This window comes from Pseudomonas onubensis, assembly GCF_965653655.1.
Taxonomy (GTDB): domain Bacteria; phylum Pseudomonadota; class Gammaproteobacteria; order Pseudomonadales; family Pseudomonadaceae; genus Aquipseudomonas.
In genome coordinates, this window is sequence record NZ_CBFHAZ010000014.1 from 12,544 (window position 1) to 26,417 (window position 13,874).

Genomic DNA, 13,874 nt, shown 5'->3' on the forward strand with positions numbered 1-13,874 from the left:
ACTGACTCACCGCTTTCGCGAGCAAGCCCGCTCCCACATTGGGTCCTGTGTGTTGAGTTAGATGGCGTTATGGGTCTTGAGCCAACCCAGTCCCGCCTCGGTGGTGGTCAGCGGCTTGTACTCGCAGCCGACCCAACCGGCGTAACCAATCCGATCCAGATGCTCGAACAGGAAGCGATAGTTGATCTCCCCGGTCCCCGGCTCGTTACGCCCAGGGTTGTCGGCCAGCTGGATGTGGTTGATCTCACCCAGGTGCGCGGCCATGGTCCGGGCCAGGTCGCCTTCCATGATTTGCATGTGGTAGATGTCGTATTGCAGGAACAGGTTGGCGCTGCCCACCTGTTCGCGAATCGACAGGGCCTGCGCCGTGTTGTTCAGGTAGAACCCCGGGATGTCGCGGGTATTGATCATCTCCATCACCAGCTTGATGCCCGCCGCTTGCAGCTTGTCGGCGGCGTACTTGAGGTTGGCGACAAAGGTCTTTTCTACGGTTTCGTCATCCACACCGGCGGGGCGAATCCCGGCCAGGCAGTTGATCTGGGTATTGCCCAGCACCTGGGCGTAGGCGATGGCCAGCTTGACCCCGGCACGGAACTCCTCGACCCGGTCCGGGTGGCACGCCAAACCGCGCTCGCCCTTGGCCCAGTCACCGGCCGGCAGGTTGAACAGCACTTGGGTCAGGCCGTTGGCATCCAGCTGCGCCTTGATCTCGGCGGAGCTGAACTCATACGGGAACAGGTATTCCACACCCTGGAAGCCGGCGTCGGCGGCCGCTTTGAAACGGGCGAGAAAGTCCTGCTCGGTAAACAGCATGGACAGGTTGGCGGCAAAACGCGGCATAGGGTTCTCCTTAATCGAGCAGGGAAATGGCAGTCGGCGCATCGTTGCCGACCAGGGCCAGATCTTCGAATTCGTTGACGGCGTTGATCTCGGTGCCCATGGAAATATTGGTCACGCGCTCCAGAATAATCTCAACAATCACCGGAACCTTGAATTCTTCGATCATTTCCTGCGCCTTGCGCAACGCCGGTTGGATCTGGCCAGGCTCGAATACGCGCAGGGCCTTGCAACCCAGGCCTTCAGCGACGGCCACATGGTCCACGCCATAACCGTTGAGTTCCGGCGCGTTGAGGTTGTCGAAGGACAGCTGCACGCAGTAGTCCATCTCAAACCCGCGCTGGGCCTGGCGAATCAGGCCCAGGTAGGAGTTGTTCACCACCACGTGGATATACGGCAGTTTGAACTGCGCGCCCACCGCCAGCTCTTCGATCATGAACTGGAAGTCGTAGTCGCCGGACAGCGCCACCACTTTGCGGCTCGGGTCGGCCTTGACCACACCGAGTGCCGCCGGGATGGTCCAACCCAATGGGCCGGCCTGGCCGCAGTTGATCCAGTGGCGTGGCTTGTACACGTGCAGGAATTGCGCGCCGGCAATCTGCGACAGGCCGATGGTGCTGACGTAGCAGGTGTCTTTGCCGAACACCTGGTTCATCTCTTCGTACACGCGTTGCGGCTTGACCGGCACGTTGTCGAAGTGGGTCTTGCGGTGCAGGGTGGCCTTGCGCTGCTGGCAGTCATGCAGCCAGGCGCTGCGATCCTTGAGCTTGCCGGCGGCTTTCCACTCGCGGGCCACTTCGATGAACATCGTCAGCGCAGAACCGGCGTCGGAAACGATGCCCAGATCCGGCGTGAATACGCGGCCAATCTGCGTCGGTTCGATGTCGACGTGAATGAACTTGCGGCCTTCGGTGTACACCTCCACCGAACCGGTGTGGCGGTTGGCCCAGCGGTTGCCGATGCCCAGCACCACGTCCGACTTGAGCATCGTTGCGTTGCCATAACGGTGCGAGGTTTGCAGGCCGACCATGCCCACCATCAATGGGTGATCGTCCGGGATCGTACCCCAGCCCATCAGGGTCGGGATCACCGGGATGCCGGTGAGTTCAGCAAACTCCACCAGCAACTCGCTGGCGTCGGCATTGATTACGCCGCCACCGCTGACCAGCAAGGGGCGTTCAGCCGCATCGAGCAGGGCCAGGGCTTTTTCCACCTGGATGCGCGTGGCCAATGGCTTGGCCAGCGGCAGTGGCTGATAGGCGTCGATGTCGAATTCGATCTCGGCCATTTGCACGTCGAACGGCAGGTCGATCAGCACCGGACCAGGGCGGCCGGAGCGCATTTCATAAAAGGCTTTCTGGAACGCGTAGGGCACTTGGCCGGGCTCCAGAACGGTGGTCGCCCACTTGGTCACCGGCTTGACGATGCTGGTGATATCCACGGCCTGGAAGTCTTCCTTGTGCATGCGGGCACGCGGCGCCTGGCCGGTGATGCACAGAATCGGGATCGAGTCGGCCGAGGCGCTGTACAGGCCGGTGACCATGTCGGTGCCCGCCGGGCCGGAGGTGCCGATGCACACGCCGATATTGCCGGCCTTGGTGCGGGTGTAACCCTCGGCCATGTGCGAGGCGCCTTCAACGTGGCGAGCAAGGACGTGATCGATGCCACCGACCTTCTGCAAGGCCGAATACAGCGGGTTGATCGCGGCGCCCGGGATACCGAAGGCGGTGTCCACGCCTTCACGGCGCATTACCAGGACGGCGGCTTCGATTGCTCTCATTTTGCTCATGGTTTTGGTGCCTCTTGCGTTTTGTAATTGTATACAAGTGGTGTCTGGACAAAGTGTATTCACGGCAAGCGCCGCAGGTCAATGCATTTTGCAAAGTGGTCCTGGCGTTCGTCGGAAGCACTTTTTTCGACGTATGGAGCCTTTGTGCGAAAATATTGTATACAAAATTAAATATCATTGTGTTCTATTTGTGTAATCGAGCATCTGATCAAACAGACCTCCAGCGCATTCCCAATAACAAAAGAAGGACGGCACCATGAGCGCTTTAACCTTGAAACTCGCCACCCAACTGGCCAGCCAGGCCCTCACCGCAGGCCGCACGATCTCGGCTGCGCCGCTGACCATTGCGGTGCTCGACAGCGGCGGCCACTTGATCACCCTGCAACGCGAAGACGGCGCCAGCCTGTTACGCCCGCAAATCGCCATCGGCAAGGCCTGGGGCGCGATTGCATTGGGCAAGGGCTCGCGCCTGTTGGCGCTGGACGCACAGCAGCGCCCGGCGTTTATCGCCGCGTTGAACAGCCTGGGCCAGGGCAGCGTGGTGCCGGCACCGGGTGGGGTGTTGATACGGAATCAGGATGGGCTGGTGCTGGGGGCGATCGGGATCAGCGGGGATACCTCGGATATTGATGAGCAGTGCGCAATTACGGCGATCGAGGGGGTGGGGTTGTTGGCGGATGCGGGGGGTTCGGCTTGATTATGTGGTGACTGTAAGGGCCCCTTCGCGAGCAAGCCCGCTCCCACATTTTGACTGCATTCCACAGCTGGAACTCTATCAAGTGTGGGAGCGGGCTTGCTCGCGAAGGCGGCGACTCGGTCTTGGCTCTAAACCCAAACAGCATCCCACAACGGATAATCGCCAATCCGCTCTACCAACCCGGCTCGCAATGGATTGGCCACCACATACCTGGCCATCTTCACCAAATCATCCTCCCTGCGCAGTGCCCGATCATGAAAACTGGTTTGCCAAAGCCGGCCCTTGCGTCCGGTTGCACCATTCACTGTCCGGGTACTTTTGGATTTCACCTGACACATCAAATCCCCCAGCGAGCCTTTTTGCAGTTCGATCAGCCAGTGGAAATGGTCTGGCATCACTACCCAGGCCAGGGAATTAGCCAGGCCTTGGTATTGGGCCAGTCTGAACTGCCAGACCACCAGGCGGCCGAGGTGAAAGTCGCCGAACAGTGGGACTCGTTCGTGGGTGTTGGTGGTAATCAGGTAGATGCGGTTTGGTTCGCTGAATCGCCCGATGCGCAGGCGGTGTGAAGTGGCTAGATCAGGCATTCCATGGCCTCTCTTCAGTTGGGGTTCTGAGAGGCTAGATCTCGACGGCTGATGCTGATTGGCAGGCTTTTGGCAGGATGTGTCTGGATGGGCGCTTTCGCGAGCAAGCCCGCTCCCACATGGGCTCTGTGGTGTTCATTCAATTTATGTCTGGCGCGGTTCAAAGTGTGGGAGCGGGCTTGCTCGCGAATAGCACAGGCACCACGGCCCATCAGCCCAACTCACACCCCTTCAACACCAACCGAATAATCGTCTGCGCCGCCGCCTCATAGTCCGCCTCATCCAGCTTGGCTTTGCCGGTCACCGCTGATATCTGCCAGTCAAAATCGGCATACGTCTGCGTCGCCGCCCAGATGCTGAACATCAGGTGGTTGGGGTCAATGTTGGCGATCAGGCCGCGATCTACCCAGCTTTGGATGCAGTTGATGTTGTGTTTGGCCTGGGCGTTGAGTTGCTCGATCTGCTCAGGGCTCAGGTGCGGGGCGCCGTGCATGATTTCGCTGGCAAACACCTTGGAGGCAAATGGCAAATCGCGGGAGATGCGGATTTTCGAGCGGATGTAGTTGCTCAGCACCACCGACGGCTCGCCCTCGGGGTTGAACGGTGTGGAGGCGGCCAGGATCGGCTCGATAATGCTTTCGAGCACCTCGCGGTAGAGGTTGTCCTTGGACCTGAAGTAGTAATAGACGTTGGGCTTGGGCAGCCCGGCCTTGGCGGCGATGTCGCTGGTTTTGGTCGCGGCGAAGCCCTTGTCGGCAAACTCCTCGCTTGCCGCCCGCAGGATCTTTTCTTTGTTGCGCTCGCGAATGGTGCTCATAAACCAACAGGTTCCTTGCCAAGACAGGCGGTCGGGCATGGTAGCACCGGCTTGACGCAGCGCTCAAGAATGCAGGTGCAACCCTTGCACACCGGGCGTTACAGCGGAGTTTGTCTGTCTTGATGCTGAACGCATTCACGGTTGTACAGGCACGCACCGGGCGCGCTGCTAGAGTTCAGGGCAGCGATTCGGTGCAAAGCTGCATCGCTTCATCCTGTTTTTGGCTTTTGTGAGTGAGAAACCGTGGAGAAAAGCAGACGTCGTACGTTCGCCTGGATGGTCGGCGTAGTCTTGGTGGTACTGGCGGTTTTGGCAGGGATTCACTTCTTCAGCGGGCAACACAAGGGCAAGCCGCCGTCCCTGGGTGAACCGGTTGCCGTGGTGCCGGTGGTGTTGCAGGACGTGCCGGTGTACATCGACGCCCTCGGCACCGTCACCCCGACCCGCAGCGTTACGGTGGTCAGCCAGGTCGATGGCATCCTCACCGGCGTGGAATTCAAGGAAGGCCAGCACGTCAGCAAAGGCCAGGTCATCGCCCGTATCGACGACCGCTCACTCAAGGCGCAACTGGCAGTAGCCAAGGGCAACCTGGCCCATGATCAGGCGGTACTGAGCAACGCCCAACGCGACCTGGCGCGTTATCGCGACTTGGTCAAAGCCGGTTCCACCAGCCAGCAAACCTTCGACACCCAGGCGTCCCTGGTGCAGCAGCAACAAGGCACCGTCGCCGCCGACCAGGGCAATGTGCAAAACCTCGAAGTGCAATTGAGCTATTGCACCATCACTTCGCCGGTGGATGGTGTGGTCGGCTTGCGCCTGGTCGACCCCGGCAACTACGTGACCACCGCCAGCACCACCGCGATTGTGGTGATCACCCAGATGAACCCGGCCACTGTGGTGTTCGCCGTGCCTGAGGACGACTTGGGCGCAATCAACCAGGCCATGTCCCATGGCAGCGTCAGCGTGCTGGCGTATGACCGTAACAAGCAATCCCTGCTTGCCACCGGCACGTTGCTGGCGTTGGATAACGAGGTGGACACCAGTACCGGCACCCTCAAGGTCAAGGCGCAGTTCGACGATTCGGGCACTGCGCTGTTCCCCAACCAATTCGTCAATGCGCGCCTCAAGGCCGACACCTTGAGCCAGATCGCCGTGGTGCCGACCCGCGCGATTCAGCACGGCAGCAAGGGCGATTTCGTTTTTGTGGTCAACGGCAACAAGGCCAGCCTGCGCACGATCAAGACCGGCCCAAGCACCGGGGAAGTCTCGGCAGTGCTCGACAATGGGGTCAAGGCCGGTGAGCAGGTGATCACCGAGGGCGCCGACAAACTGGATGATGGATCCTCCGTAAAAGTCGTCGCCCAGTAAGGAGTCGCCGAACATGAATATTTCGCGGCCCTTTATCGAACGCCCCGTGGCCACCACGTTGATGATGGTCGCGGTGCTGCTGCTTGGCCTGTTGGGTTATCACTTGCTGTCGGTGTCGGCACTGCCGGAAGTGGATTACCCGACCATCCAGGTGTTCACCCAATACCCCGGCGCCAGCCCGGATGTGGTCAGTTCCTCGATCACCGCGCCACTGGAGCGTCAGCTCGGCGAAATGCCGGGGCTCAAGTCGATGAACTCCACCAGCTCCGACGGTGCTTCGGTGGTGACCCTGCAATTTGAGCTGTCGCTGTCCCTGGACGTGGCCGAACAGGAAGTGCAGGCCGCGATCAACGCGGCGGGGACGTTCCTGCCCGCCAACCTGCCGTACCCGCCGGTGTACAGCAAGGTCAACCCGGCGGATGCGCCGGTGCTGACGCTGTCGCTGACCTCCGACGTGCTGCCGCTGACCAAGGTCGAAGACCTGGCCGACACACGGCTGGCGCAGAAAATCTCGCAGATCACCGGCGTCGGCCTGGTGACCATCAGCGGCGGCCAGCGCCCGGCGGTGCGGGTCGAGGCCAACACCTCGGCGCTGAACAGCCTCGGCCTGTCGCTGGATGATTTGCGCACCTCTTTGGGCACTGCCAACGTCAACCAGGCCAAGGGCAATATCGACGGCAAATTTCAGGCCTATTCCATCGGCGCCAACGACCAGCTGCAATCGGCCGAGGAATACCGCGACCTGGTGATCGCCTACAAAAACGGCGCGCCGATTCGCCTCTCGCAAATTGCCAGCTCCACCCAAGGCCCGGAAAACCCACGCCAGGCCGCCTGGACCAACGACACGCCGTCGATCGTGCTGAACATCCAGCGCCAACCGGGCGCCAACGTGATCGAAGTGGTCGACCGCGTGCAGCAACTGCTGCCCAAACTGCGCGCGAGCCTACCGGGCACCTTGAAAGTCGCGGTGCTCACCGACCGCACCCAGACCATCCGCGCCTCGGTCACCGATGTGCAGTACGAACTCGGCCTGGCGATCTTGCTGGTGGTGATCGTGATTTTTGTCTTTTTGCGCAACGTGCCGGCCACGATTATTCCGGCCGTCACCATCCCGTTGACGCTGATCGGCACTCTAGCAGTGGCCTACGCACTGGGCTTTTCCCTGAATAACCTGACGCTGATGGCGCTGACGATTGCCATCGGCTTTGTGGTGGATGACGCCATCGTGATGATCGAAAACATCACGCGCTACCTGGAGGCCGGTGACACGCCACTGCAAGCCGCGCTCAAGGGCGCGGAGCAGATCGGCTTTACCATTATTTCGCTGTCCATCGCGCTGATTGCGGTGATGATTCCGCTGCTGTTCATGGGCGATGTGGTCGGGCGGCTTTTCCGTGAGTTCGCCATGACCGTGGCAGTGACCATCGTGATCTCGGCGTTCATTTCCCTGACGCTTACGCCGATGATGTGCGCACGCATGCTCAAGTCCCGGCATGAGCAACGCCGGGCGGATTTCTTCGACCGCATCAACCACCATTACGTGCGCGGCCTGGATTGGGTGTTGGCGCACCGTACCTTGACCTTGATTTCGGTGGTGCTCACCGCAGCACTGACCTTGTTCACGCTGGTGATCATGCCCAAGGGCTTTTTTCCCGACCAGGACACCGGCCTGATCCAGGGCATTTCCCAGGCTTCACCGACCATTTCGTTCCAGCAGATGCAAGTCGAGCAGCAACGCCTGGCGGCCCGCATCCTCAAGGATCCGGCAGTGCAAAGCCTGTCGTCGTTCGTCGGCATTGACCAGACTAACCCGACCATCAATCAGGGCAATTTGCTGATTAACCTGAAGCCGCGTGGCGAACGTGACAGCAGTACTGAAGTGATCCGCCGCCTGGCCGACGCCAACGCCGATGACGCAGGCATCCGCCTGTATCTGCACTCGGTGCAAGACCTGACCCTGGACGCCACGGTGTCGACCACCAGCTACCGTTTTGGCCTGCAAGCCACTGACCCGGATGAGTTGGAACAGTGGACCACCAAGCTGCTCGCCGCGATCAAGCAAGACCCGATGTTCACCGATGTACAAAGCCAGGCCATGCAGTTCGGCAACCAGATCAAGCTGACCTTCGACCGCGCCACCGCCTCGCGGCTGGGCATCACGCCGCAGGCTATCGACGATGTGCTGTACGACGCGTTCGGCCAGCGCCAGGTCTCGACTATCTACACGCAGCTCAACCAGTACCACGTGGTGATCGCCACCGACCACCCGCCGCGTAACCTGCCGGACTTGCTCACTGGGTTGTACGTGGATATTCCTGGCGGCGGCGTGGCGCCGCTGTCGAGCATGGCGGCCATGGAGATTGTACGTTCGCCGGTCACTATCAATCGCCTGGGGCAGTTCCCCTACGCGGACGTGTCGTTCAACCTCGCGCCCGGCCAGACTTTGGGCGCGGCAGTCACGCGCTTGCAGCAGATTGAAGTCAAGGTCGGCCTACCGCTGTCGGTGCAGGCCAACCTCGAAGGCGCCGCGGCGACGTTCCAGGCTTCACTGTCCAACCAGGTGTTTCTGGTGCTGGCGGCGATTGTGGTGGTGTACCTGATGCTGGGCATTTTGTACGAGAGCTTCGTACACCCGGTGACGATTCTTTCGACCCTGCTGTCGGCGGCTCTCGGCGCCTTGCTGGCGTTGCTGCTGACCGGCACGCAGTTCGACATTATCGGTTTGATCGGCATTGTGTTGCTGATCGGCATCGTCATGAAAAACGGCATCATGATGGTCGACTTCGCGCTGGAGCTTTTACGCGATGGCGGCTTGAGCCCGGTGCAGGCGATTCGCCAGGCGGCAGAGCTGCGGTTCCGGCCGATTTTGATGACCAGCATGGCCTCGCTGTTCGGCGCGGTGCCGCTGGCGCTGGGCACCGGCATCGGCTCGGAGCTGCGCCACCCGCTGGGCATCGCGATCATCGGCGGGCTATTGCTGAGCCAGTTGCTTACGCTGTTTTCCACGCCGGTGATCTTCCTCGCCATGCATAGCCTGGGGCAGCGTTTCAGCCGTCGCCCGGTGGCGGTGGATTAATGCAATGAACCTTAGCGCGCCGTTTATCCATCGTCCCATTGCCACCACGCTGCTGGCGGCCGGGCTGGCATTGTTTGGCCTATTGGCCTTCAACCTGCTGCCGGTGGCGCCGCTGCCGGAGGTGGATTTCCCCACCATCAGCGTCAGCGCCTCGTTGCCCGGCGCCGACCCGACCACCGTCGCCAGCTCGGTGGCCACGCCGCTGGAGCGCCAGTTCGGGCAGATCGCCGGGGTCACGCAGATGACCTCGGCCAGCAGCCTCGGCTCGACGCGCATCACCATGCAGTTTGATCTGAGCCGCGACATCGACGGCGCCGCGCGGGACGTACAGGCGGCGATCAACGCCGCGCGCAGTAACTTGCCCAGCGACTTGTCCGGCAACCCCACCTACCGCAAGGTCAACCCGGCGGATTCGCCGATCCTGATTATCAGCCTGACCTCCGACAGCGCCACGCCAGGGCAAATGTACGACGCCGCCTCGACGGTACTGGAGCAGCGCCTGCTGCAAACCACCGGCGTCGGCGACGTGACGGTGGGCGGCGGCGCGCTGCCGGCGGTGCGCATCGAGCTCAACCCGGACCGCCTCAACCAGTACGGCGTGAGCCTGGAGCAGGTGCGCCAGGTGATCGGCGCGTCCAACGCCAACCTGCCCAAGGGCAATGTGGCGGTGGGTGACCGCTCCTATGGCATTGGGGCCAATGACCAGTTGCTCGACAGCCACGATTACGGGCCGCTGGTGGTCAAGGCGCACAACGGCGACTTGATCCATATCTCGGACCTGGGCTACGTGCGTGAAGACGTGCAGGACCTGCGCAACTTCGGCCTGTCCAACGGCAAGCCGGCGGTGCTGCTGGTGGTGTTCAAGCAGCCGGGCGCCAACGTGATCGAAACCGTGGACGCCGTGAAAGCCTCGCTGCCGTTTTTGCAAAGCTCGATCCCGGCGTCAATCAAGCTCAACCTGCTGATGGACCGCACCACCACCATTCGCTCGTCGCTGCATGACGTGGAAGTGACGTTGCTGGCCTCGATCCTGCTGGTGACGCTGGTGACCTTCGGTTTCTTCCGAGACTGGCGCAGCACGCTGGTGCCTGCGGTGGTGGTGCCGTTGTCGTTGCTGGGCACCTTTGGCGCCATGTACTTCCTTGGCTACAGCCTGAATAACCTGTCGCTGATGGCGTTGACCATTTCCACCGGCTTTGTGGTGGATGACGCCATCGTGGTGGTGGAAAACATCATGCGCCACCTGGAGCGCGGCAAAACGCGGGTGGAGGCCGCGTTGGCCGGGGCGCAGGAAGTCGGCTTTACCGTGCTGACCATCAGTGTGTCGCTGGTGGCGGTGTTTATTCCGCTGCTGCTGATGGGCGGGATCGTCGGGCGGCTGTTTCGCGAGTTTTCGGTGTCACTGTCGGTGGCCATCGTTATCTCGATGGTGATCTCGCTGACCGTCACGCCAATGCTCGCCAGTGTGTTGCTGCGTGCGCCGAAGGCAGTCCATGAAGGCAACGAACACCCGGATTCACGCTTTCACCGTTTCTACGACCGCACCTTGGGCTGGGTGATTGATCATTCGATCCTGATGGGCCTGGTCACCGTGCTGGTGATTGTGCTCGCCGGCGTGCTGTATGTGCTGGTGCCCAAGGGCTTCTTCCCGCAGGAAGACACCGGGCGCCTGCAAGGCAGCATCATTGCCGCGCAGAGTATCTCCTACGGGGCGATGCAAAAGGACTTCACCGCGATCAACCACAAGGTGATGCAAAACCCCAATGTGGAAACCGCTGCCGGGTTTGTCGGCGGCGGGGGCGGTGGCGGCGGGGCGGTCAACAGTGCGCAACTGTTCGTGTTGCTTAAACCCATCGATCAGCGCAAAGACAGTGCCACCGATGTGATCGGGCAAATCCGCCGCACCCTTGGTGATATGCCCGGCACCAAGCTGTTTTTGCAGGCGGCGCAAGACATCACTGTGGGCGGGCGGCAAAGCGGCGCGCAATACCAATACACCCTGACCGCCGATGACCAGCAATCCCTGGATGAGTGGGTGCCCAAGGTGGTGGCCGTGTTGCACAAACTGCCGCAACTCACTGACCTGAACACCGACCAGCAGGACAACAGCCTGTTGGCCAACGTCACCATCAACCGCGATACGGCGGCGCGGCTTGGCGTGGGCATGTCGGCGGTGGACCAGACGCTCTACGACGCCTTTGGCCAGCGCCAGGTCTCGACGCTTTATCGTGCTGCCAACCAGTACCATGTGGTGATGGAAATCGCGCCGCAATACTGGACCGATCCTACCGCGCTCAAAGGTATTTACGTGCCCACGGGCAGTACGGCGGCGGCCGCCAAAGGCACCACCGCTGCGCCGAACCTGGCCAACCCGCCTGCGCTCGTGCCGCTGTCGGCCTTGGCGGATAACGGCGTTTCGCGCACCGCGATCTCTATCAGCCACCAAAGCACGTTCCCGGCGGTGACGGTGTCGTTCAACCTGGCCCCCGGCACGTCCATCGGCCAGGCCACTGAGCAGGTGGAGGATGCCGTGAAGCAGCTACGCATGCCGGCCAGCGTAACTGGCCAGTTTGCCGGTACGGCCCAGGTGTTCCAGTCGTCGGTGGCCAGCGAGCCGCTGCTGATCGTCGCCGCGTTGCTGTCGGTGTATATCGTGCTGGGCATTTTGTATGAAAACCTGATGCACCCGCTGACCATCCTCTCGACCTTGCCCTCGGCGGGTGTCGGCGCGTTGATCGCCTTGCTGCTGACCGGCACCGAGCTGTCGATCATTGCGCTGGTGGGCGTGATCCTGTTGATTGGTATCGTGAAGAAGAACGCGATCATGATGATCGACTTCGCGATTACCGAACGACGTGAGTTCGGCCTCAGCGCCAAGGAAGCAATCCGCCGCGCGTGCCTGATCCGCTTTCGGCCGATCATGATGACCACCTTGGCAGCGATTCTCGGCGCGCTGCCGCTGGTGCTCGGCTCAGGCTACGGCTCGGAATTGCGCCGACCCTTGGGGATTTCGATTATTGGTGGGCTGCTGTTCAGCCAGGTGCTGACGCTCTACACCACTCCGGTGATTTACCTCTGGCTCGACCGGGCGTCCCAACGCCTGGGGCGCCACAAGGAAGCAAGGTCATGAAACTCAGATTCAGCGTGCTGTTTATCAGCCTGATGCTTGGCGGCTGCATGGTCGGGCCGGATTACCAGAAACCGGCGATGCAACTGCCGCAGTCGTTCAAGGAAGGTGCGCAGTGGCAGCGCGCCGCGTCCAACCCGCAAGGTGCCATGGACAGCCAGTGGTGGCTGGCCTATCAGGACCCGGTGCTGAACGATTTGGTAGCGCGTTCGGCCAAGGCCAACCAGTCGATTGTCGCGGCTGAGGCGGCGTATCGGTTGGCGCAGGCGCAAGTGGCGTCGGGTCGCGCCGGGTTGTGGCCGACGGTGGGCGTCGGGCTGTCGGGTTCGCGCGGCGAGGGCGGTGACGGCACCAGCTCCAGCAGCACCGCGTCGACCGGCGTGAAGAACAGTGTCAGCGCCACTCTGACCGCCAGTTGGGAACCGGACCTGTGGGGCCAGGTGCGCCGAGGCATCGAGTCGAGTCAGGCCGCAGCGCAGCAATCCGATGCGTTGCTGGCCGGGGTGCGTTTATCCATCAGTTCCAGTGTGGCGAGTAATTACCTGGCATTGCGCCAGATGGACATCGATGTGCGCCTGCTGCAACAGCAACAGACCATCAACCAGCAATTGCTCGACATGATCCAGGCCCAGTTCACCCAAGGAGTCGCCACTAATGACCAATTGCTGGTGGCCCAGGACCAACTGACCACCTCGATTGCCGGCTTGCAGACGTCGCTACGCGACCGTGAGCAATACGAGCATGCGCTGGCGGTGCTGGTAGGCGTGGCGCCCAGCGGGTTCAGCGTGGCACCGCGCACGGATTTTGCGTTCGTGGTGCCACGGCCACCGCTGACCTTGCCTTCGACCCTGTTGCAACGCCGCCCGGATGTGGTGGCGGCAGAACGTTCGGCAGCAGCGGCCAATGCCAAAATCGGCGTGGCTGAGGCGGCGTTCTTTCCGTCTCTGGACCTTACCGCCGAGCTGGGCTATCGCGGCAGCGCGTTGGGTGGGTTGTTCTCTTTACCGAATCGCATCTGGACCTTGGGGCCGGCGTTGGCGCAGACCATCTTTGACGGTGGCGCGCGGGAGGCGGCGGTGAAGCAGGCAGAGGCCAGTTATGACCAGATTGCCGCAACCTATCGCGGGACCGTGCTCAGTGCCTTGCAGAACGTCGAGGACAATCTGTCGGCGATCAATCATCTGCACACCCAGGCCGATGCCTTCCAGCAGGTCTACCAGCGCAATCAACAACTATTCGGCAGCCAGGAGGCGCAGTTGCGCGCCGGTACGGTCAGCCGGGAGGCGGTGCTGACTCAACAGCTTGTGCTATTGCAAGCCGAGCAGAATCTGCGCGATACGCAGGGGCAGTTGAGTCAGGGCAGTGTGGCGCTGATCCAGAGCCTGGGTGGCGGCTGGCAACCCTGACACACCGGGATTCAAAAGGTGGGAGCTGGCTTGCCTGCGATGGCGCCGCCCGAGCCGACCAACATCTTTGATGCCCCCGCAGTTTGGATCTACGTCCCTCAGAGAGGCTGGCGATTGTGCGGATATCTATATACCGTCGCACCGCTCGCGTTATATTCGCGGCACTTTAA

General features: G+C 61.6%; 9 protein-coding genes. 5 read left to right on the forward strand and 4 right to left on the reverse strand.

Features of this window, described 5'->3' with window-relative positions; translation table 11 throughout:
* Positions 1-57: 57 nt before the first annotated feature.
* Both hyi and gcl read right to left on the reverse strand, forming a co-directional pair.
* Positions 58-840 carry a hydroxypyruvate isomerase gene (gene hyi, locus ACTD9P_RS07475; RefSeq protein WP_056857114.1) on the reverse strand — a complete coding sequence of 261 codons (783 nt, stop codon included), beginning with the start codon at positions 838-840 and terminating at the stop codon, positions 58-60.
* Positions 841-850: 10 nt separating this feature from the next.
* Positions 851-2,626: a glyoxylate carboligase gene (gene gcl, locus ACTD9P_RS07480; protein ID WP_017136240.1), complete on the reverse strand. Its 1,776-nt coding sequence runs from the start codon at positions 2,624-2,626 to the stop codon at positions 851-853.
* Positions 2,627-2,882: 256 nt separating this feature from the next.
* Between gcl and ACTD9P_RS07485 the strand changes: the two genes are divergently transcribed.
* Complete coding sequence (locus ACTD9P_RS07485; RefSeq protein ID WP_438867208.1) at positions 2,883-3,323, forward strand: GlcG/HbpS family heme-binding protein; 441 nt, start codon at positions 2,883-2,885, stop codon at positions 3,321-3,323.
* 128 nt (positions 3,324-3,451) lie between these two features.
* Here the strand turns inward: ACTD9P_RS07485 and ACTD9P_RS07490 are convergent, their stop codons facing one another.
* Positions 3,452-3,910: an REP-associated tyrosine transposase gene (locus ACTD9P_RS07490; protein WP_219268134.1), complete on the reverse strand. Its 459-nt coding sequence runs from the start codon at positions 3,908-3,910 to the stop codon at positions 3,452-3,454.
* Between the two features lie 211 nt (positions 3,911-4,121).
* Positions 4,122-4,727: a TetR/AcrR family transcriptional regulator gene (locus ACTD9P_RS07495; RefSeq protein WP_438867209.1), complete on the reverse strand. Its 606-nt coding sequence runs from the start codon at positions 4,725-4,727 to the stop codon at positions 4,122-4,124.
* Between the two features lie 243 nt (positions 4,728-4,970).
* On the opposite strand from ACTD9P_RS07495, the gene ACTD9P_RS07500 reads away from it, so the two are divergent.
* Genes ACTD9P_RS07500 through ACTD9P_RS07515 form a run of 4 tightly spaced genes read left to right on the forward strand, consistent with a single transcriptional unit; the run spans position 4,971 to position 13,704 of the window.
* Positions 4,971-6,095 carry an efflux RND transporter periplasmic adaptor subunit gene (locus tag ACTD9P_RS07500; protein WP_438867210.1) on the forward strand — a complete coding sequence of 375 codons (1,125 nt, stop codon included), beginning with the start codon at positions 4,971-4,973 and terminating at the stop codon, positions 6,093-6,095.
* 13 nt (positions 6,096-6,108) lie between these two features.
* Positions 6,109-9,171, forward strand: coding sequence for an efflux RND transporter permease subunit (locus ACTD9P_RS07505; protein WP_438867211.1), 3,063 nt, complete (start codon positions 6,109-6,111; stop codon positions 9,169-9,171).
* A 4-nt stretch (positions 9,172-9,175) separates the two neighbouring features.
* Positions 9,176-12,301, forward strand: coding sequence for an efflux RND transporter permease subunit (locus tag ACTD9P_RS07510; RefSeq protein ID WP_438867212.1), 3,126 nt, complete (start codon positions 9,176-9,178; stop codon positions 12,299-12,301).
* Entirely contained in the window at positions 12,298-13,704 is a 1,407-nt protein-coding gene (locus tag ACTD9P_RS07515) for an efflux transporter outer membrane subunit (protein WP_438867213.1), read from the forward strand. Before ACTD9P_RS07510 ends, ACTD9P_RS07515 begins: the two co-directional genes overlap by 4 nt.
* Positions 13,705-13,874: the final 170 nt, after the last annotated feature.